This is a genomic window from Ktedonobacter sp. SOSP1-85 (assembly GCF_016587415.1).
Lineage (GTDB): Bacteria > Chloroflexota > Ktedonobacteria > Ktedonobacterales > Ktedonobacteraceae > Ktedonobacter.
Map to the genome: position 1 here is coordinate 1985624 of NZ_BNJI01000001.1, position 19849 is coordinate 2005472.

The 19849-nt window shown below is 52.5% G+C and carries 19 protein-coding genes and 1 tRNA gene; 11 read left to right on the top strand and 9 right to left on the bottom strand.

Annotated features, from left to right (window positions below):
• Positions 1 to 252 precede the first annotated feature (252 nt).
• Positions 253 to 1575, top strand: a complete 1323-nt coding sequence (gene iscB / locus KTE_RS08415) for an RNA-guided endonuclease IscB (RefSeq protein WP_201380194.1) — start codon at positions 253 to 255, stop codon at positions 1573 to 1575.
• A gap of 135 nt (positions 1576 to 1710) precedes the next feature.
• Here iscB and KTE_RS08420 read toward each other — a convergent pair whose 3' ends face one another.
• From KTE_RS08420 to KTE_RS08430, 3 genes are all read right to left on the bottom strand, one after another.
• Positions 1711 to 2106: a hypothetical protein gene (locus KTE_RS08420; protein ID WP_201380196.1), complete on the bottom strand. Its 396-nt coding sequence runs from the start codon at positions 2104 to 2106 to the stop codon at positions 1711 to 1713.
• Positions 2107 to 2125: 19 nt separating this feature from the next.
• On the bottom strand, positions 2126 to 3379 hold the full coding sequence (locus KTE_RS08425) for a helix-turn-helix transcriptional regulator (RefSeq protein WP_201380198.1): 1254 nt from the start codon (positions 3377 to 3379) through the stop codon (positions 2126 to 2128).
• Between the two features lie 684 nt (positions 3380 to 4063).
• On the bottom strand, positions 4064 to 4261 hold the full coding sequence (locus KTE_RS08430; RefSeq protein WP_236600328.1) for a helix-turn-helix domain-containing protein: 198 nt from the start codon (positions 4259 to 4261) through the stop codon (positions 4064 to 4066).
• Positions 4262 to 4674: 413 nt separating this feature from the next.
• Here KTE_RS08430 and KTE_RS08435 point away from each other — a divergent pair, with 413 nt between their 5' ends.
• The 7 genes from KTE_RS08435 to KTE_RS08465 all read left to right on the top strand — a co-directional run bounded on the left by KTE_RS08435 (position 4675) and on the right by KTE_RS08465 (position 10704).
• Positions 4675 to 5169 (top strand): hypothetical protein, encoded by a 495-nt coding sequence (locus KTE_RS08435; protein ID WP_236600329.1) that lies wholly within the window; start codon positions 4675 to 4677, stop codon positions 5167 to 5169.
• Positions 5170 to 5228: 59 nt separating this feature from the next.
• On the top strand, positions 5229 to 5651 hold the full coding sequence (locus KTE_RS08440; protein WP_201380200.1) for a hypothetical protein: 423 nt from the start codon (positions 5229 to 5231) through the stop codon (positions 5649 to 5651).
• Positions 5651 to 6388 carry a hypothetical protein gene (locus KTE_RS08445; protein WP_201380202.1) on the top strand — a complete coding sequence of 246 codons (738 nt, stop codon included), beginning with the start codon at positions 5651 to 5653 and terminating at the stop codon, positions 6386 to 6388. Before KTE_RS08440 ends, KTE_RS08445 begins: the two co-directional genes overlap by 1 nt.
• Positions 6385 to 6813 (top strand): hypothetical protein, encoded by a 429-nt coding sequence (locus tag KTE_RS08450; RefSeq protein WP_201380205.1) that lies wholly within the window; start codon positions 6385 to 6387, stop codon positions 6811 to 6813. Before KTE_RS08445 ends, KTE_RS08450 begins: the two co-directional genes overlap by 4 nt.
• 62 nt (positions 6814 to 6875) lie before the next feature.
• Entirely contained in the window at positions 6876 to 8240 is a 1365-nt protein-coding gene (locus KTE_RS08455) for a baseplate J/gp47 family protein (RefSeq protein WP_201380207.1), read from the top strand.
• Between the two features lie 131 nt (positions 8241 to 8371).
• Entirely contained in the window at positions 8372 to 8533 is a 162-nt protein-coding gene (locus KTE_RS08460) for a hypothetical protein (RefSeq protein WP_201380209.1), read from the top strand.
• A complete protein-coding gene (locus KTE_RS08465; RefSeq protein ID WP_201380211.1) occupies positions 8533 to 10704 on the top strand; it encodes a helix-turn-helix domain-containing protein in 2172 nt (723 codons plus the stop codon). The genes KTE_RS08460 and KTE_RS08465 overlap by 1 nt, the downstream gene beginning before the upstream one ends.
• A 411-nt stretch (positions 10705 to 11115) precedes the next feature.
• Here KTE_RS08465 and KTE_RS08470 read toward each other — a convergent pair.
• The 3 genes from KTE_RS08470 to KTE_RS47435 all read right to left on the bottom strand — a co-directional run bounded on the left by KTE_RS08470 (position 11116) and on the right by KTE_RS47435 (position 13175).
• Positions 11116 to 11189 (bottom strand) — tRNA-Asp (locus tag KTE_RS08470).
• 228 nt (positions 11190 to 11417) lie between these two features.
• Complete coding sequence (locus tag KTE_RS08475; RefSeq protein ID WP_201371136.1) at positions 11418 to 12371, bottom strand: DMT family transporter; 954 nt, start codon at positions 12369 to 12371, stop codon at positions 11418 to 11420.
• A 243-nt stretch (positions 12372 to 12614) separates the two neighbouring features.
• Entirely contained in the window at positions 12615 to 13175 is a 561-nt protein-coding gene (locus KTE_RS47435) for a transposase (protein WP_236600330.1), read from the bottom strand.
• Between the two features lie 102 nt (positions 13176 to 13277).
• Between KTE_RS47435 and KTE_RS47440 the strand changes: the two genes are divergently transcribed.
• Positions 13278 to 14576: a hypothetical protein gene (locus tag KTE_RS47440; protein WP_236600331.1), complete on the top strand. Its 1299-nt coding sequence runs from the start codon at positions 13278 to 13280 to the stop codon at positions 14574 to 14576.
• Positions 14577 to 14860: 284 nt separating this feature from the next.
• Here the strand turns inward: KTE_RS47440 and KTE_RS08485 are convergent, their stop codons facing one another.
• The 3 genes from KTE_RS08485 to KTE_RS08495 form a co-directional block, all read right to left on the bottom strand.
• Complete coding sequence (locus KTE_RS08485; protein ID WP_201371135.1) at positions 14861 to 15184, bottom strand: GYD domain-containing protein; 324 nt, start codon at positions 15182 to 15184, stop codon at positions 14861 to 14863.
• A 298-nt stretch (positions 15185 to 15482) separates the two neighbouring features.
• Positions 15483 to 15701: a hypothetical protein gene (locus tag KTE_RS08490; RefSeq protein ID WP_201380215.1), complete on the bottom strand. Its 219-nt coding sequence runs from the start codon at positions 15699 to 15701 to the stop codon at positions 15483 to 15485.
• A 184-nt stretch (positions 15702 to 15885) separates the two neighbouring features.
• Complete coding sequence (locus tag KTE_RS08495) at positions 15886 to 16398, bottom strand: maleylpyruvate isomerase N-terminal domain-containing protein (RefSeq protein WP_201380217.1); 513 nt, start codon at positions 16396 to 16398, stop codon at positions 15886 to 15888.
• 920 nt (positions 16399 to 17318) lie between these two features.
• Here KTE_RS08495 and KTE_RS08500 point away from each other — a divergent pair.
• Together KTE_RS08500 and KTE_RS08505 are read left to right on the top strand one after the other, a co-directional pair.
• Complete coding sequence (locus KTE_RS08500; protein WP_201380219.1) at positions 17319 to 17933, top strand: RNA polymerase sigma factor; 615 nt, start codon at positions 17319 to 17321, stop codon at positions 17931 to 17933.
• Between the two features lie 14 nt (positions 17934 to 17947).
• Entirely contained in the window at positions 17948 to 19585 is a 1638-nt protein-coding gene (locus tag KTE_RS08505) for a PQQ-binding-like beta-propeller repeat protein (RefSeq protein WP_201380221.1), read from the top strand.
• The last annotated feature ends 264 nt before the right edge of the window (positions 19586 to 19849 follow it).

The window sequence follows — 19849 nt, forward strand, 5'->3', positions numbered from 1 at the left end:
TCTGCGGCAGGGGCTTGCTTCGGTAAGCTCGGACCTGTCCAGACTTAGCTATGGGCCTTCTGCGCGAGGCAGGAGGTTATCAGGCTACGATAGAGGGAAGTGTTCAAGTTCCGACCTACGGGTGCGTGCTAGCCTGTAGCTCTCGAATCTCTGGGTTAAACAGCAAAACGGGGTGTGATGCAGTGCTCAGAGAAAAGTACCGCCCTCTATCATTGTCGAAGCAACCATTACCTACGAAAGTAGAGGCTCAACTTGAGCAACGTTTTTGTCATTGACAGTTATTACAAGCCCTTAAATCCGGTGCATCCAGCACGGGCAAGGCTCTTGCTCACACAGGGCAAAGCAGCCGTGTACCGAAGATACCCGTTTACCATCGTGCTCAAACGGGTCGTGGAGCAACCAGAGGTGCAAGCGTTGCGCCTCAAGCTCGATCCTGGCAGCAAAACGACAGGAATTGCCCTGGTGAATGATGCCAACGGCACCATTGTGTTTGCTGCGGAACTCTCCCATCGTGGGGACGCTGTCAAAGACAGCCTGGAGAGTAGGCGTGGTGTTCGTCGGCTGCGACGTCATCGCAAAACACGGTATAGGAAACCACGCTTCAAGAATCGAAGAAGAAGGAAGGGGTGGTTGCCACCATCGTTGGAGAGTCGACTTGCCAACATCCTGACGTGGGTAGCTCGCCTGTGTCGCTATGCTCCCATCGCGGCCATCAGCCAGGAGCTTGTCAAGTTTGATATGCAATTGATGGAGAATCCCGATAGAACAGGCGTAGAATATCAGCAAGGGACGCTGCAAGGCTATGAAGTGAGAGAATATTTGCTGGAAAAATGGGAACGAACGTGCGCCTATTGCGGCAAGCAAGATGTTCCACTTCAAGTCGAGCATATCCATCCACGTGCCAATGGTGGCACAAACAGGATAAGCAACCTGACGTTGGCATGTGAGCCATGCAATACCGCCAAAGGCACTCAGGAGATCGAGGTGTTCTTGAAAAAGAAGCCCGATGTGCTCAAGCGTCTTCTCGCTCAGGTCAAGAAACCGCTCAAGGATGCCAGTGCTGTCAATAGCACACGCTTTGCTTTGCTCGAACGACTCAAAGCTGTTGGTTTGCCTGTCGAATGCGGGAGTGGTGGATTAACCAAGTACAACCGCACCACGAGAGGCCTGCCAAAAACACATTGGTTGGATGCCGCTTGTGTGGGGAAGAGCACCCCTGGTGTGCTTTCTCACAAAGGAGTGGTCCCACTGCGGATGAAAGCCACAGGGCATGGGAGAAGGCAAATGTGTGTGCCTGACAAATATGGCTTTCCAAAGCAGCACAAAGAGCGCAAAAAGAAATTTCTTGGGTATCAAACGGGTGACATGGTCAAAGCCATCACCCCCAAAGGAACGTTTGAAGGACGAATAGCCATTCGCCATCGGCCTAGTTTTCGACTAGGGAAGGTCGATATCCACCCCAAGTATCTGCGGTGTGTGCATCGATCTGATGGGTATGAGTATATTCAGAAAGGAGTGCGCCATGCTCCTCCCCATGGCTCAAGCCAGGGGTCCCCGCATGGCGCAATTTTATGATGGAAGTGACTTAGCATTATACCGATTGCTCTGCCTCTGAGATGTAAAAAACGGTTGCTTTTTCATGCTCTTAATGAAGAGAGTCTTTCTTCGTGAGAATAAAAGCAACGCTCCATGTGAAGCATAGAAACGCATTTATACCTGCGCAACATCATCCAACACAGCCGCCTCAATTTCGGCAAAAATGTCTCTATCAGTCCTGCGTTGCCACTCAGGCAAGTCCTCCCAGTCTGCAACGTAGCCAGGCTTTGGATTGCCCAAAAGGCGATACATCTGCACGTTCCAGGCCTCTGCGATGAAGCGCCCTCCCTGTTCAGGTGCCAGGCGCGTTGCTGGCTCATGTTGGAGTCCAGCGAGAATCAGTGTACGTGCTTTGTTATAAACTGCACTTGCGGCTTCCTGCTCCCATCCGGCCATCTCCTCCCAGGGAGAAATATAGCCGGGCTTCGGAGTGCCTGGATAATGCCTTTGTACCCCCTCAATCCAGGCCTGACGGAAGCGACGACCGTGCTGCTCTTTTACGTTCTCCATAGGGAACTCCTTTCTCAATTTATGCTAACAGCTGAATTTGTGTGCTAAAATCCTTCACACTGCTATTCGTTGCGAAGGGAGAGAGCTGCATCTGCAACTGAGACAGGCTCTTCTTGAGCATGCCAGATGAGCCCAGCTGCGCAATCTGTATCACTTCGCTACCCAGCGCACAGGCCCGCTCGATCTCTCCATGCGTAACGGCGGCCAGTGCCAGATCTGATAACACCATTCCCCTGCGCCTGGTGGGTGCGGGATGGAGCAAGAGGGCCTCTTGGAGCACTGGCTCTGCCAGACCAGCCTGCCCAAGCTTCACAAGACATGCACCACGCTCCTCAAGGATGCGCTCCCCGTCAAATCGCAACCAGGTGCCATTCATGCCGCGCTTTACATCACGTACGCCCTCGGCCAAGTCAAGGGCCTGGCGGCAATCGTCCAACGCCCCTAGCCCCGCATAAGCTTCGGCTGAGACCATCGCCACCCAGTATTTGGTGACAAGTGTGCCATCACCACGCTTTGCAATCTGCCCCGCGACCTGGAGCAAGGGAAGGGCCTCTTGGAAGTGTCGATCATAGATTGGGAGAAAGGCATGTCGTACCAGAGCACAGGCCCAGAGATCGTAGGCGTTTGCCTCTCTGGCAGCATTGGCCGCAAAGGTATAGCACTGAGCAGCATCCATATACAGGCTGGCATCAAAGAAGATCTCCCCACAGAGTTGAGCCAGATTGCTCGCCAGAACGCACAGATACTGCCGTTGAGAAGCACCCTGTACATCGCGCAATGCCTGGGCCAGAGCATTCAGATGGGAGAGCACATCATTGAGAATAGCGCTTTTCTGTGAGGCAGCACGGTAGGCTTGCCAGTAGTGCTGATTTACTTCTTCGAGATACTGAAGCGATTTCGTATCAAGACGAGCCGGATGCGCCAGTGTATTTCCTACCTGCTCCCAATCTACAGAGAACAGAAGAGCGCTTCCAGCAAGGCTAAGGACACGTAACAACTCACGACGTTTCATATCATCCACTCCAGAGAGAAGGACCTGATCACTGGCGGAGGCGCGCTTTTGAGAGCGCCATGAGGGCAAGAGACCCAGTTCCTCGGGCGATCGCTTGAAATACTGACACAATAGCTTACGCGATCCTGGATAAAGGGCCTTGCCCTGTTCCGCGCGTAGAATTGTCCTGGCCGAAACTCCCGAGGCTGCAGCCAGGTCATCAATCGACATATTCAGGCTATCTCGCAACTCGCGAAGCGGATGCTCCCCGTTTGTATCCATTCCTCTTCTGGCCCTTCAGCTCAAACACATTGCTACAACAAGTGTACTCGGATATTCTCACGCTGTCGATGCCTTTTCCCTTAGCTAAAAAGACGTTTCACAACATTGGCACCAAACTGTCATCATACAGTCAGCACACTAACACCATTTTCCCTCGCATTCACGCCTCTCACATTTTACACTTCTGTTAGGATATTTACCTGCTGCGAAAGTGGGTAGTCATCGAAGCAGCGATGTACATTTCTAACTAAATACGAATTATCCAGGGACAAGAAGATGGCGTATGTTACGCAAATTATGTACATCTTGCAAGAATACAATTATCTGACTTCTGTCTTTCCTTGAGAAAGGAACGAGAACTATGTAAGTTATATATCAACGGTGCACCAGCATCGATGTATGTCTGTGCCTTCTGGAAATCCCACTCAACCTGGTCAATGGTTAATTAGTCATGAGGCAGGAGTGTTTGAGAAACGACTCTGTTCCTCACAGAACCTCTCTATAATAAAAAGACCTGTAGTATGCCAGTATCTCCACCAGCAACGCTACAGGCTACAGCTGTCCAAAAGGCTTAGAATTTATCTAAACGAGAAAGAGCATACAAGCCGTAAATATGGTCTTTCATTCTCGCATTCATCAATAAACAAATAGGTTAGATAAGCTCGAAACAAAGCAAACTAATTATCATTTCTTCTGATCATTATGTTGCTGCTCCTGCCTTCTAATATATTCATCAATAGCTTCGCGTCGGAATCTCCATTGACCACCGACTTTAAAGCCTGGCAATTCGCCTTGACTAGCGAGCCGTTTCACTGTTCGTGGATGGATTTTTAGCATTTCGCCCACTTCGTCAGCATCAAGAATATCATTTGCCACTAACACGCTCGCCTCCTTTCTTCCCTTGTATACCAGATCATACTAATATATCATTACCTTGTCAACAGATGCCGAGTTATGCTAATTTGTCCATTTTGTCCAAAATACTACCTTTAATCCCAAATAAAGATAATTAGTCCAAAATACTCTTGACTATACCAAAATTTCCATGTACTATAGACGTGTATTGTGAATTATGAAGACATTTCCTGCAAGCTTGTACATTAATCTACAGCTTTTTGCAAGTAGCATTCGATCTGCACTTCGCCAAGAAAAGAGGTGATAACAAAAACTGACTCCCTGTCTTGTCCACAGGGAGCCAGTGAGTGAGAACACACAAAAACCTTGCAAAGTCCCGGAGTTCTCTGTGCTCAGCATAGCGCATCGAGACTCCGCAGTCAAGAAAGAGAAGATGCGATATGTCACAACGAACCTCAACAGGCGTACATGCAGGGCATGTCATGGATGCACCTGTCACCGCTTCCAACCTTGCCTTCTTTCGTGGCGTCCAGGCGGGATACCAGGCCTATCAGAGCGAGCCAACCCCGCTCAATGAGCACAGCCTCTACGAACACCTTGTGCATCGCCTGCTCGCGTATCCCGATTCGACCTGCGAGAATACAGGCTGGGTCATTGGCTGGGTGAAGGGCTTGCTGGAAACGTCTTCCCTTCAACAGCACTTCTCTGTTTCATCTGACACACACTCTGAGGTACCTGCTCCTTACGGCGATAACGTTCTGCCTGTCATTTCCAACGACAACCAACTTCACAGCATCACCAACCCCTTTTGTTTTGTTCCCACATGTCCCTGTCACGAAGATCAGGAGAACATTGCAGAGTTTGCCCGTTACGTCAACGACGGTCTTCTCACTCCGCAAGAAGCAACCGATCTTATCGCAGGGAAACATATCTAGCTGGGAATGCTCCCTCTTGTTGCTTACAGGCAACAAGAGGGGGACAGAGGAGGAAACGCATGAAGCAGAACAGAATGGGAATCACCTCACGCATCCATGAGCATGTGCATCAGCAAAGCACCTCTCGACAGCGCGTCGGTACCTCGTGTGGTTTTCACCCAGAGGCTACACCTAGGCCGACAGACGAGACGAAACGCACAAGCATTGATACCATCCTTATCTGTGCTGATCCAGCTTTTCATAATGGCGTGCAATCGGGAAGATGCGAATTTCTCGCCCTGGCTTTCGCTAAGCGCGAGATCGTCGCCCAAGATGTAGAGAACGCCCTGCAATGGGCCATGTATGACACCTTACGACCAGCACTTTGGCGCTATGGCTATGTATGCGGATGGAATGAGGAGTTTTATAAATACGCCATGCGCAAGCGAGAGGAACAAACCAACACCTCGAAGCCAGCACGCGACGAGAGGAGGGAACGCTAATGCCCCCATCTCGCTATCATCCAAACCTTGAAACCGAGCAGCCGCCCATACACAAAAATCGCGCTACCAGAGCACCGAGAGAGAACATAGACACCCAAGACCAGATCGACGAAGACGCCTTGTATGAGGCACGCACCCATACTAGTGTGGTACGTCAAAATACCTACCAGCCAGCCAATACGGACGCGCAGGCAATGCGCCGGGTGAATGTGTATGTTCACAACCAACCCAGACAGCAAAGGCAGCACCAGCAGCCGCCCCTCTTGCCCGTTGGTACGCCTCGACAGTTTCATCTACCCCGTTGGCCTGCCTATGTAGGACTAGCAGGCGTGTTGATGGTTGGAGGATGGCTTGGAATTGGAATGGTAAGTCAAGGTTTGCAGGCGTGGCAAGACGACCTGCATTATGGACGCCCCCGTACGTATCAGATCGACGCCGTTGTCGGCCACAACCACGATACGAGCGCGACTCCATCTCACTTCATTGTGCTCAATTTACATGGGCAGATTACCGTCATTGAAATGCCAGCAGGCGACCCAAGCAAAGCGCACGCTTATAAGACAGGCATGGCCTTGTTAGGAAGCGGGCAAGACTTGGCTCCTGCACAGGTGATATTCAAAGATCTGGACGGAGACGGCAAGCCGGACATGATCGTCATGGTCGGAGAGCAGAGTATCGCCTTCAAGAACGAGAACGACGTGTTTAGCTCGACACCTATGAAAGAGGTCAAACAGTGATTGCCACACCAGCGTACCCCATTCAAACGAAACAGCCACCGCGCCCTCAGGAAAGCGACCCCAGGGGACCACGTCGAACCATGCGTATGTTGACAGAACGCGTCAACGATCTTCTGGGCATCACGTTTAGCGGAGAGGATGAATACGTCGTTGTCTCCTGTAGAGAGACCATCACAGCCACTCTTGCCCTGAACTTTCAAACCGCATTCCAGGCCGAGCGCCCCATCCAAGCCGTGTTGGTCTCCTATGGCAAAGTCAACACGTCGGGAGATGGCTATATTGTCATCCGTTGGCGCGGAACCATCCCAGAACGCTTCTTTGACCAGCTCGACCAGCTCAACAAAGAGGTCCTCTTCTATACAGCCTTTAGCGCCGGGCCTCTCGACACCTGCAAAGCACCATGGGATAGCATATCCAACGCCTAATGTCTCAGGGAAGAGTCTCATCACGGTGTGCTCTTCCCTTTCCTACCTGTTGGAGGGAATCCATGCAAGACAAGCAGATGCAGAACAGCTTAGACCATCTTTTGCGTGAACTTGACCAACAGACACGCACAATGGACGACATCCCACATATAGAAGCCAACCAGGAGTACGACCACGAACGCCACATGTATGACATTGAGATCCACATTTACCCGAGAGAGGAAGCAGAGCCAGAGAAGCCAGCCAATACGGTCGAAAGTGTCCTACCTATTAACCAGGAACCAGAACCACGAGGGAGAAAGCTGCGAGCATGGGCAAAGGAGCACGCGCACCTGCTTGTCTCTACCAGCGTTATGGTATGTGCCTGTGCGATTCTTATTGGTTGTCTGCTGTACCTGTTCCCACTCTGGACAGCGACCACGACAGTGACGCTTGTGCCAGCTACACACACAATAGTAACCCGCCTGACAGTAACAATCGGAAGCATTAACCCAACTCACAGCCAGATACCAGGAAGGCTCTTACCTACCGTTACGATGAGTCAGGCACAAACTGTCGCAACCACTGGGAAAGCGCACCAGGATGCCCAGAGCGCGCATGGCTCTATCACATTTTTCAATGCCGCGACCTATGTGCAGACCATACCAGCAGGGACCCTTGTCACCACAGCCTCTGGAACTCAGGTCGCAACTGATCAAGACATCACGATAGGCGCGGCAAACTATCCCACCTTTGGACAGGCGAGTGTCAGCGCTCACGCGACGGTTGCAGGGCCAGCAGGCAATCTCAAGGCGGGTGCGATCTATGGCCCCTGTTGTCGCGTCAATATCTCCGCAGTCAACGGGGCCTTTAGCGGAGGGCAGGACGCACGCGACTACCAGACTGTGACCCACTACGACCTTGAAGCGACAACTGCAAGCTTGAGAGCCAGCCTTGACCAGAGCACAGAAGCGGCCCTGCAAACGCAGGTACAGAGCAACGAGACATTAGCAACCCCGTTGCACTGTCAGCAGAAGGTTAATGCCGATCACCAACCAGGAGAAGAGGCAACAAAGGTCCGTGTAACCCTTGACGAGACGTGTACGGGCATTGTCTACCAGACGCAAGCGCTACACACGTTGTTAGCTCAGGCCATTACCGCCCAGGCGACGAGGCAGCTAGGAGCAGGCTACGCACTGAGCGGTGATATTCAGGTCATCACCACGACACAAGGAACCAGTAGCATACAAGCAATCGGAACAAGCAGATGGGTTTACCAGTTTACCCAGGCACAACAGGAGCAAATGAAAGTCACCATTGCAGGCAAAAGTCAGGCCAGGGCCAAGATCCTGCTTTTGGCACAGCCAGGCGTCCAATCGGTGTCGTTCTCGGGGAATACCACCCTTCCAGACAAGCAAGGTATTCGCTTTGTCTTTATTACCTTTTAGAGCATGGAGCGGAGCATGCACAGCGCCAGAACTGGGAGCACCTCGAATCCATCGCTCGCGTACCACTCGTCACTCAACAGAAAAGCCAGCAATCAAAGAGAAAAAAGAAACAGGAGAAGAAACAGATAACAATGGGACGCGAGGACGGTTTGCTAGAAGAGCTTTCTTTGGGTAAAGGAAGCGATGGTTCGCAGGTTTTGCCTTTAGAAGTTGTGGATTTGTTGAAAGTCATTGCACATATAGAGGTGCGTCATCGAGAGAAACTGCGTGCGTTACGCAAGGAGGTGGCCTAATGCCCCGTCAAAAATTTCATCGAGGTCGTGTTTATTACGAAATTGGAGAGCCAGGGCCAGGAGCTACAGGTATAGGCTATGTGCGGTATAGCTCTGATCTGCAACCCGAGAGCAGTCTTGCTACGCAAAAGCGGCTTATCAAGGATCTCTTTGATAAAAAGGGTTGGCGACTGCTTGGCTGGCGTGAAGAGCCGGAGAGAAGCGCAAATAATTATCTGGATGACCTCATTACAGAACGTCCAGTCTTCGCCCAGTTATTAAATGAAGCCGAACAAGGAATGTTTCAGGTTGTTGTATGCGCTTATTCTAATCGCTGGGCGCGTAGTATGGAAGTCGGGTATGCTTCTCTTACTCGATTGCGGCGAGCCCGTATCTGGTGGTGTACTGCTGATGGCCTATGGGATATTGATAAGGTTCAGCAGGATGGTTTTAATGTGGCATTTGCCGTAGACATGTCGATAAACGAGGCATACTCACGGGAACTGTCCAAGCGTACTATTGCTGGTAAAGAAGATCGAGCACGTGATGGATACCACAATGGCAGTGTGCCTTTTGGGTATCTTCGCCCTATCTATCCCAAAGGCGGAGATGACGCACCTTCAACATATCGCTCACCTCGTACACCGGTACGCATTGATCCTGAGACGTTTCCCGCTCTGGTTCGTATTGGGGAGCTAGTCGCGCAGGGATGGTCAGATAGAGCAATCGCTGACGAACTGGAGCGTGATGGATATGTGATACGCTCTGCACGCTTCGGCGAGCGGTTCTTGACGAAAGATACTATAGCTGCTATTCGCCGTTCCTGGTTCCCGCGTGAGCTTAAGCCCGGGTCTGGCTTTGGGACTATTGAAACTCCGTCGGGAGAACTAGTGGTAGGCAAACATCCGGCGGCCTGGCCCTATGAACTCTGGCAAAGAATGGTTGAAGTCAAGGATATGCAATATCGCCGTCCGACGAAAGCGGCTCGCAAACGCCCTCATGAGTTCAGCCGTATTATTGTATGCGCTACCTGCTTACGTCCGTTACGCGTCACATTTGGTAATGCCGGGAAAAGTATCCTTCCGTATTACCGCGATACAAGCCATGAGAGAAAGCTACCCTGTACTGCTGCGAGAGCAGGTTTTCGTTCAGTGCGGAGTAGTCTGGTCGTGATGCAGTTCGGCGATATACTCAAGAGAATAGAATTGCCAGAAGCTTGGCGGGAGATGGTTACTGAGATTTGCCAGTATGGTGGGAATCAAAACAATGAAGGGACGCAACGGATACAAAGGCGTAGGACAGAGCTGGAGGAGCGGCGAAAACGGCTGAATATGTTGTTTCTTGATGGTCACATAACGCAAGAAGAGCATAACGATCAGATGCAAGCTACCCATGCTGAGCTTTTTGAGCTTCCTGTCCCACTGGTGACAGATGTGGAGAAGCTCAAGAATATGGCTCTTTCTGCTGGTGAAACGCTTTCTATGGTGTCCGATTATTGGGATGAAGCTCTGCCAGAAGAGAGGCGTGACCTTGTCTGGTCACTCTTGAATGGCGAGGGCCTCATTTATGATTTAGAGCGGCATGCGATCGCTGGATTAAAACCTCGCCCCAGTGTTTTACCTGTATTGGCTTTGGGCTTGGAACATACGGGAATGTGGGAACAACGTGATGGTGGTTTGTGGCTGCGAGAAGACTACTGGCCTCCTCGCCTTGAGGCAGGCCCTAGCGGGCTACCGTCGCGCCCACCTGCATTGACACTTTCTCAGCAAGAGCAGGCTATTATGATGTTGCGTCAAGGGAGGTCTTTGAGAGAAATTGCCAAGGCATTAGGTGTATCTCATGAATCAGTGCGTCGGTTGGCACAGAGAGAAGGTATAGTGCTGCCGTCTAATGGTATGAAGTTGACTCCTGAGCAACAGCAAGAGGCGCTGGCCCTGTTACAGTCTGATGTGCCATTTCGCGAGGTGGCTGGTCGTTTCGGTGTGACTCATGAGACTATACGGCGGTTGGCGCTTCGCGAGAGTGTGGAACTGGCTCCGAAGGGACAAAAGCTGACGCCCACAGCGAGGAAGTTGACTCCTGAGCAACAGCAACAAGCGCGTGACTTGATTGCCGCAGGGGTTTCTAGACGCAAGGTAGCCAGCCAGTTTGGTGTGAGCCGTCAAGCTTTGGGTAAACTCATCAATGGTTGAGATGGTCGTTTAGATTTGCGCTAAGGATATGTTGCACATGGCGACGTTTCTAGCTCTCCACCTGCAAGTGTGGGACTTGTTTCCATAGGCGTGAGATTTAGCATCCTTATTAGTTCTAAGTAAAGGAGCTAAGCGTTCTTGATCTAGCTGAATTGTAAAAAAGAAAGAAGTCCCTTATAGATACACGCCAGTATGGTCGGGGGAAGGAGCACTCCTTCCCCCGACCATACTGGCGTGTAGAGAATCTTTCCCATTTACTTTGGTGGCAACAATCCCTACAGTCGAATAAAGGAGTATAGTCGCAAGAGAATCGGGTTTCAACAGAGAATTCCCCTTTTTCTGACCAGAGCGAAAACGAAGAAGCCTTGACACTGGTTGATCTTGTCAATGTGTCAAGGCTTCTTCTTCTTACGGAACCGACGGGATTCGAACCCGCGATCTTCTGCGTGACAGGCAGACATGTTAGGCCACTACACCACGGCTCCAGGTATTCGTTCATCGTCTCGATTTCGCTTGTTCGTTCGCGTCCTCTCGACGTGGATAATAATAGCAGACTCCAAGTTTCTTGTCAAGCATTTTTATCGGCAAATTTTGCCGAGTTTTCGCCAAGTAGAAACATTCAGTCGTTGTATGAACAGGCAATGGAGAATTTTCCGATCAAATAGAGGTCGACCCAGATTACACACAAAGCTTGACCAATTTCCATCAGATCATTATTGATGCTGTGCCGTCGCGTCGAGCGAGACGCCGACCGAAGCCGAGATGATGAGCACGATAGCTAGTATCTCACGTAGTCCTATGGCCTCGTGCAGCACGAAGAAGCCAATGAGGGTGGCGACCGCTGGCTCGACGCTCATGAGGATACCGAAGACGCGCGAGGGAAGCCGCCTGAGCGCCTCTAGTTCCAGCGAGAAGGGAATGACGCTGGAGAAGATAGCGATGCCCACGCCCGTCAAGAGTACCTGCGGACTGAGTAGCGCCACTCCTCCGTTACTTATTCCAAGCGGCGCAATAGCAATCGTTGCCACGGCCACAGCCAGTGCCAGTCCTCGTCCGCCCGTAAACGAGTGCCCAACTTTTGCGCTGCACAATATATAGCCTGCCCAGCAGATACCAGCCAGTATTGCCAGCCCCATCCCCAGCAGGTTCACTGCCCCTTGCCCGATCGGCGCGAGTAGGAAGATGCCGACCACAGCCAGTATTGCCCAGACGAGATCTTTCACCCTGCGCGATTGCATGAGGGCCAGTCCTAGCGGACCCACAAATTCCAGTGCCACTGCGATGCCTAACGGAATGTAGCGGATCGCGGAGTAAAATGCTCCATTCATCGCTGCCAGCACGATGCCGAATAACAGAACGTTGATATATTGCGTCCGCGTCAGCCCGCGTATCTGTGGCCGCCAGAGGATGAGAAGCAGAATTGCCGCAAAACCCAGGCGCAAGAAGGTTGTTCCCAGCGGTCCGATGACCGAAAAGAGTTCTTTGCCCATCGCCGCCCCCATCTGCACCGAGATAATCGCTAGCAATGCCAGCAACTGTGCAGGTACCTTCTGTGCAAAATTCTGCCAGTGTCCTGGTTGCCTTGATTGTTCTCCTGGAACATGGGGATTTGTTGTGTTGTCTCCATCCGTGTTCTTTGTATTAGTGGGGTCGAAAAATGAACTCATGATTTCCTCTTGCTGTGTGGGTAGTATCGACGTTAAAGTGTATCGCCCTATCGTAGCACGAGCATGAGGGTGTTTGAAAGTGGCCGCTGTGAATGAAAGCGCGAGCAGAACCCGGACTGAAAATGGTTATCGAGACACAACTCGTGTCCTTTTTGATTTATTAGTGGTTGAGATAGGCTTACTTTGCGGTTGGTGACAGCAACCTTAACTCTACCGTTGCAAAAACAGGATACTATGCGATGTTCACGCACTCGAGAGCACGTCCTTCCTCAGCTGAGACGTCGAAAGGATGGCGAGCACCCCTCTGGGCTGAGAGGTGCGCAGTGCGATGGCGTAGGACCATCCGGCATAGTAAACATGTTTGCCCTCAGGCGAGCGGGGTGTGATCCCCTGCGACGGCAACAGCAGCGTCGCCTCCTGCCCGCTATACAAGCAGGAGTTGACCTCCGGAGAGGTCATGCGGTACGACTCGTACCGCCGGGTTTGCTGAGAGGTGAGGAGAAAGGCCATGCCCAGCCGAGCAATGTTGAGCGACGCCGCGTAATCCCTCGCCCCGTTCCACAGGCACTCGGCGTTCGAGCAGCAGAGCATCGGCCCCCACGCCACGGCCTTCTTCCGGTCCTCTGGTGCAGCAGAGGCGTACGTCTTGGCCGGCTCACCACAGCGAGGACAGGTGTGGGTCGTGCCACGCGCTTCCACCTGCCGCGCCCGGATGCCCAACAGGTGGCACTTGTACTTGAGGACACGCCAGAGCTCGCCTCGCACAGTGCTATTGTTGCGCCAGTTGCGGAAGCGTCCCCGCACCCCACGGCCACGCCCCTGCGTCTTGAGCGTCCTGAGGTCTTCTCCGCAGATGAGCCGGCAGTCGGAGAGCAGCGCCAGTAGGATCAACAGGTTGGAGGCCAGGTGCGCCAGTTCGCGGTTTCTCCGCTCGTAGCTCTTCCAGCACTGGCTGATGCGCGCATCGTACTCCCGGACGCGCTGCTGCCAGCCCGCAAGATGCGCGGGGAGCGGGGCTCCATGCTCCTGCTGGGCGGCCTGGGCCTCCTTGACGAGCTGCCCGTAGCGATCGCGGCAGGCCTTGAGCCGATCAATCTCCCTTCGCAAGCGCGCCTGCCTGCCATCGATGCCGCCCGTATCCAGGAACAGTGGACGGCTCACCTGCCGGTACCGCTCCTCGTCGCCCTCCTCCGGCGGTTGCAGGATCGAGACCGTGATCAGCGAGCGCACCCCCCAGTCCCAGCCCAGCACGCGCGTCTCCTGCTCGAGCGGAGAGACGTACCTGGCCGATACCTCCAGGGTGAGATCGAGCACGGCCACACGGCTGCCATCGTCGCCCCGGATCTCTCTCAAGGTCGGCGCCTGGGGGAGAGCCCCTTGCGCGAGGAGCGCGCAGACGGCAGGGGGCAGCGCGATGGCCTGGCTCCAGGCACCCCAGCTCCATTTCCCCTGGTCATCGGGGGTGCGCAGTCGCAGCGAGAGCGATGCGAGTTGTCGCTCTTGCCGGCTCTCGAGATCGCAGCCCGGGGCCAGCTCGATGCGTGCCCGATAGGTCTGACCGGCCTTCATGCCGTCGTCTCCGGCAAAGGTCAGGTGACCAACCGACAGGACGGGCACGGGTTGAAGGGCTTCATAGGTGCGAGGGAACGCTCCGGTGTGCAGGTACCAGTTGCAGGCCTGTGCCATGAGATTGGTCATGGCCACAAACGCCTCAGCATCCTCCCCGGCATCCTGCAGCTGTGCGCGCAGGGTGCTGACCTGCTCGGTGATCTGCCGGTGATCTTTTCTGGCGGGCCGCTTGCCTTGGGCGGGGATGATCAAGCCCTCGGAGAGCAGGGGTACGATCGCCTCGAAGACGCGCTTGCGGCTGGCCTGCGCGCGCAGGATGCGGCCCGCCTGCTCCATCTCGCAGCGCTCTTGCCGGCTGCCGTGACCAGAGCGGGTGAGCAGGTGGCGCTCGACCTGCTTCCAGGCAGGACCAGCCCTCTCGCCAGCAAAGGCATCGAGTTGGGGCCAGAGCGTGGTGATGATCTGGTTGATGGCGAGGCGGCTGGCATCGAGGAGCCGCAGGGCCTGAGCTTGCATGCCATCGGGCACGCGGATGGGGAACGAGAGCGTGTGCGTTTTGACCACCTGCGTCCTCCTGGCTTCCTCCTGGGTTCTGACCCCGCGAGACAATTCGCTGCCGGGCCATCGATGCGTTGACCTCGATACCTGAAGTATACGAAAAATCAACATGTGTTGCAACTGTCAGCAACCCCTACTTAGAGGGGAAATCGGGGGGAGAAAATGTTGGGAGCCCGTGTTGCGATACTTAGGAGCTTTCGTGCGACCTTGTTCGGTCTATCAAAAAGATCAGGGCTGGAGCACCTGAATCTCAAGCTTAGCGGAATATGCGTTGAGATCATTACCAGATGCGCCTGCCCTTAGCGGAATCTAGAGGGGGAAATATGGTGGGATTCCAAGGTCGGATGGTCAAGGTCGGATGCCTACCCTGGTGCTGGGTAGGTCTGGGTGCCCGCTTTGCGCATCGCCTCCATCGTCTGCTCGGTCGTAAGCAGCACAGTTGTCTCAACGCTTTTGATATGGCCTGGGGAGACCACGGTGAAGATAGCTGCCGTGACCGTGGTCTCATCGGGCATCTCAGCGATAAACAAACCATCGTACGTCCCGAAGGAGTAGTAGAAAGATATCAACCGTCCTCCAAGTTTCTCGATCAGCGCGCGGAGAACGTCCTCACGGTTCTGTGGATGTTTGACGAGCGCAGCCAAGGCGTCGGGCGTGTAGGCAAAACGTGTCATGTAGAGAGGCATCTCTGTCACCTCCTTTCGCGGGTGTCAGAATACATGCAGCGAGAGCGAAGATCACAGATCTTCAGTTCGTTCACAGGTGTTGAGGTGTCTGCTGCTTGCGTGATGTGACAGGTGAGCAGCAGACACCCCTTATTCTGGTCCACCTGTGAACTGAAGCCGAGTTCACTACATTGTTGTCAGTGCATTGTTGTCACCTTACATTCAGTGTAGCAGGAAGATGGAATCGATATCACCAATACGGGCTCCCAACATTTTCTCCCCCAAAATCCTCGTTAAGGACAAGGAGGGGATAAAAATCTCATTTTCGCCATTTCATTGCTTCTTTTTGGGTAAAATTGCCAATTTGGGAAAGGAAAACGATCGTTTTCCTTTCCCAAATTGGCGTCATGATCACGAAAAAAAGAGCAATTGTCATGCCGCCGGCAGCGAACCGGCGAACGAGTGCGGCAAGTTTTTTTTGCGTCGAGCTCATCCAGAGCAATTGGTAAAAAGCGCAAAGGTTGAGCAGCACAACCATTGTACACCAGAGAAACCGCCCAGGAGGCGATCTATAATACTCGATGGTTGTCAATTCGGATGGTCAGCGTGCTGCTTTTTGGTGCTTGGTGAGACTGCAAAAACAGGCGAGATCGGTTCAGACAAAACAGATTGAATCGCCCAAAAACTGAAGTGAAAGCTCGATAGAGGTTCTCAACCGAGCGCTATTTACCAACCTCTGCCTGACCATCCAGCCACGCTTTCAGATCTGGTGAGTGCTCTCGATAATGCTGATACGCATTCCCGACAAGCCCTTCCCACAGCGGTCGTCCCACCCAAAACGAATGCAGCCGTCCGCCCAATCCATCGGTGCTATTGAAGTCTTCGTTGGAGAGCGCCTGTATTGCCTCTACAAGTTGCTGGTATGCCCGCCAAGAGAAAGCCAGCGTGTCGGCGAGCGTCCGCCCGCGCTGCTGCTCATATAATCTCGCATTTCGCTCATCGTCGTTTCCCCCCGTCAACTCCGGGTCCCACTCTGGCTGCTCGCCTCGCCGTGCGCGCTGGATCTCATTTGCGGTCCATTCTTCATACACTGCGATATGTGCAATGACATCCTTTAGCGACCATTTCCCGGCGAAACCAGATTGCGTCATTCGCTCCTCGTCGACCTGCGCCACCTGTGCATCCCATTGTGTGCGTTCACCGTGCAGCGTATCAAGAAACGTCTGCTTACCCATGGCCGTCTCCTTTCGCGAATCGCTCGAATTCTACACATTTTTCCTTGTTGTCTCGTTTGAGATTACCACAAAAAACGGATAGAACTTGCCCTGATTGTTGTTTGAATAACTTTTCGTATCGACGCGATAAAAGGCTATTTACGATTCTTTATCCTGTTTTCCCGTCAGCACGGGCAGAGAGTTCCCTGTAAATTGACAACTTTCGGGTGTAAACGAGCCGCTTCAAGAGCGGTTTCTCTGGTGGCAATGGTTGTGCTGCTCACTCTTCGCATCAAACCAGCTCGATCTTCATGCTTTTTATTAGCAATGGAGAGGTGGTACGATGGGAGACAACAGCGCGATCAGAAAGAAAAGGAAAGTGGGTCCACCCTCTCTCTTCGTCGATTTCGCATCGAGAGGGCAATCTCGCTAAGAGGCGATTGTCAGTTCGGACCTCCCCACACGCGATCAATACCCATCAATGAAGCTCTCTGAGCTCTACACTGCTTGTGGCAGCGGCTTGTTGCCTGGATTCTGCCTCACGCAAAAAACTTGCCGCACCCGCAGCAGCGAATCGGGTGTGGCAAGTTTTTTTGCGCAAAGAATATTCTCAGGCCTACCTCTCATAGTGTCACACCAAGAAGGCAGCCCTAAGGCAGCCTCATCTTGTCTCTTGATCGGAAGCACGATGCTAGAATACCTGGAAATTGAATGTCCATATGCTGAGTTTGGCTCCCTTCGGCGTATTTGGCGAGGGATGCTGCCCTTGATGGTGATCTTCTGCCTAAGGAGACTGAGGATTCTCAGTTTCCTTAATTGCTTCACGGTGCCACTTTGATCACTTTCTCAAAACCTATGAGAAATGTTCTCATTTGGTGTAACATTTCTTCCCTCCTTCCAGTCCTTTTAACAGCATCCAAGAGAAAGGATTCAACAACACTATGCCTGATAGTGAATCAGCTCTGATTCTCGCATGGCAACAAGGCGATGAACAGGCAACTCACACACTTTTCAACCTGCACTATCCCCGATGTGTGCGCCTAGCAGTTCTTAGCGGTCTGGCATTTGATGATGCCCAGGACTGTGCACAGGAGGCATTTCTCCGTGCATTTGAGCATCGTCATCAGTTACGCGACCCTCTGGCTTTCCCGCTCTGGTTTCAGCGCATTGTGACCCGCCATATAGTGGACGCGCTCAAGGTCAGACAACAGAAACAACACATCTTGCTTGACCAGACAGATGCGCTCCGCGAAGAGTGGGAATGCTCATCGGATATGCAACCCGAAGCGGTTGCCATTTCTCAGGAGAGACGGACACATCTGTGGCGGTGCGTCCAGATGCTTCCAGTGAAGTATCGTGTCCCTCTCATCCTGCGCTACTACGGTGACTACTCGTTCTCTGAGATTGCACAGCTGTTGGAGAAACGTGAAGGAACTATTCGTACGACGCTTCATCGAGCTTTGCGAAAACTCCGTCTTTCGTCAACGGAAGCATCCCTACAATCTCAGCAAAGAGGAACGCAAAGCGCACTTGCTGAAGTACAAGCTCCCCAGTAGAAAGGATCAGCACCATGAGCAAACCATCCTGTTTCCCGCCCAACAATGAACGCGGAGAAGCACTAAATGAAGCCTTGTTGCGCGCTACACTGCGTGAGCATGCTCACCTTGAAGTCAATCTTGAGCAGGGATGGACAAACATCTCCAGACGCCTCTTCTCGGCACAGACCACACCCATACAAACAACAGCACAAAAGACATCCCTCTCACAGCAGCGCTTACAGAATGTGACCCGAACCACGTCTATCTCTTTACAACAAAGGAAGCAAACGATGAAGGATACATCGTCTTCAGGTAACTCGTCGCGAGGCAGCATCAAGCGTACCCTGAGCCTGATCGCGGCGGTAATAGTGATCGCCGTGCTGGCTGGAAGCGCGGCCCTCATCTTCAGCGCAGCGAGCAAGAACAACACAGCCCACAAACAAAGCAACACAGCTTCAAACAAGCCAACAAGCACGCCAGTCGTCGACTCTTCCGGAATCTATATAACGTATCGTGACAAGCAAAACCTCGAAGTAGTAGACAAGCTGGATGCGGGAACACACAAATCTCTGTGGACTTTTCGGAGCAAAAAGCTCGCAGAGGTAGGTTCGCCAATAGTTTACGGGGATACGGTCTATCTCAATGCTTCGGATGTCTCCTCACACCAGTCGCATCTCGTTGCATTGAATGCTACCACTGGCAAGGTACGCTGGGATGTTCCTTTTAAGGCGCTCACAATAACTGATGAGGGTGGCAGCGATTTTAATATGGGAGTATTCACGATACCTGTAGTCTCGGATGGGCAGGTCTTTGTGGTCAACCGAGCCGGCACGGTATTCGCGTTCAATAGCGAGACTGGCAAGCAGAACTGGACATATAAGACCGGCGCTTCTGCTCTGGTAATGCAGTACTATACTGATCCCAGCACTGGGGAGAAGAGGCTTTCGGGTTCGACGTTCTATGATGGAAGCGTGCCACAGATAAATAACGGGGTACTCTATGGAGCCTTGGAGCATACACTGTATGCCGTTGACATCAAGAGCGGTAAGCAGGTCTGGAGTACCAAACTCACATCCGAGGAGCAGGTCTTTGGCGACGCACAGGTTGTGGATGGCATTATCTATGCCTATTCGTCCTCAGTGAGCCAGCGCAATAATGGGCAAGTATATCAGAGCTATTTCTATACCTTTAATCCGAAAAATGGGAAACAGAGCTGGAAATATGCTGCTGCTGATCAGAATATAGGCAGCTTTGCTATCGATAGCGGTCACATCTACTTTACCTCCTCTAAGGGAAATAATTTTCTTCTCTCTGCGCTCAATACACAGGGAGAGAAGATCTGGGAACATAATTATGGCAATGGTGTGTACTGGCTAACCGTTGGTAATGGTTATGTCAGCGTTAGTGGAGGAACTTATGACCAGGGCCAGGTTACCTCCTACACGCTCTACGTCCTGAAAGCCAATGGGCAACCTGCCTGGCAAAAGGATGTTGTAGCTGACCCCGTTTCCATTGAAGAAGGTGTGCTCTACACCAAGAGCGGTCTCAAGATCATCGCCTATGATCTCACAAACCAAAAGGAACTCTGGCAGGGTCAATATGGCGTGGATATAGTCGATAAGATGGGCTTCCATAGTGCGCATCTCGGTTATATCAACGTTGTACCGTAATGGGTTGGCGCGGTGAAAACGTTCCTCGTAGAGAGTATGGAACGCGGTACGGGTTGCGCTCATAAATATCGAGCCTACAGGGGTCAAACCTAGACAAATGAGCCTGGGCTAACGCAATTTTGATGATCCAAGTGATATATAGCTTGCTTATTGACAAATCGAGAGCTCATGAATATGCTTGGGGAGCGATCTCCAGGACGAACGAAGAAAGTAGCGAAATCACAAAAATTCCCCTCATGACCACTCATCCCCGGATCATCAAAA

Coding starts and splice junctions, on each gene's coding strand:
- KTE_RS08420 (WP_201380196.1), bottom strand. CDS start 2,106: ATGGAGAACGTAAAAGAGCAGCACGGTCGTCGCTTCCGTCAGGCCTGG.
- KTE_RS08425 (WP_201380198.1), bottom strand. CDS start 3,379: ATGGATACAAACGGGGAGCATCCGCTTCGCGAGTTGCGAGATAGCCTG.
- KTE_RS08435 (WP_236600329.1), top strand. CDS start 4,675: ATGTCACAACGAACCTCAACAGGCGTACATGCAGGGCATGTCATGGAT.
- KTE_RS08440 (WP_201380200.1), top strand. CDS start 5,229: ATGAAGCAGAACAGAATGGGAATCACCTCACGCATCCATGAGCATGTG.
- KTE_RS08445 (WP_201380202.1), top strand. CDS start 5,651: ATGCCCCCATCTCGCTATCATCCAAACCTTGAAACCGAGCAGCCGCCC.
- KTE_RS08455 (WP_201380207.1), top strand. CDS start 6,876: ATGCAAGACAAGCAGATGCAGAACAGCTTAGACCATCTTTTGCGTGAA.
- KTE_RS08460 (WP_201380209.1), top strand. CDS start 8,372: ATGGGACGCGAGGACGGTTTGCTAGAAGAGCTTTCTTTGGGTAAAGGA.
- KTE_RS08465 (WP_201380211.1), top strand. CDS start 8,533: ATGCCCCGTCAAAAATTTCATCGAGGTCGTGTTTATTACGAAATTGGA.
- KTE_RS08475 (WP_201371136.1), bottom strand. CDS start 12,371: ATGAGTTCATTTTTCGACCCCACTAATACAAAGAACACGGATGGAGAC.
- KTE_RS08485 (WP_201371135.1), bottom strand. CDS start 15,184: ATGCCTCTCTACATGACACGTTTTGCCTACACGCCCGACGCCTTGGCT.
- KTE_RS08490 (WP_201380215.1), bottom strand. CDS start 15,701: ATGGTTGTGCTGCTCAACCTTTGCGCTTTTTACCAATTGCTCTGGATG.
- KTE_RS08495 (WP_201380217.1), bottom strand. CDS start 16,398: ATGGGTAAGCAGACGTTTCTTGATACGCTGCACGGTGAACGCACACAA.
- KTE_RS08500 (WP_201380219.1), top strand. CDS start 17,319: ATGCCTGATAGTGAATCAGCTCTGATTCTCGCATGGCAACAAGGCGAT.
- KTE_RS08505 (WP_201380221.1), top strand. CDS start 17,948: ATGAGCAAACCATCCTGTTTCCCGCCCAACAATGAACGCGGAGAAGCA.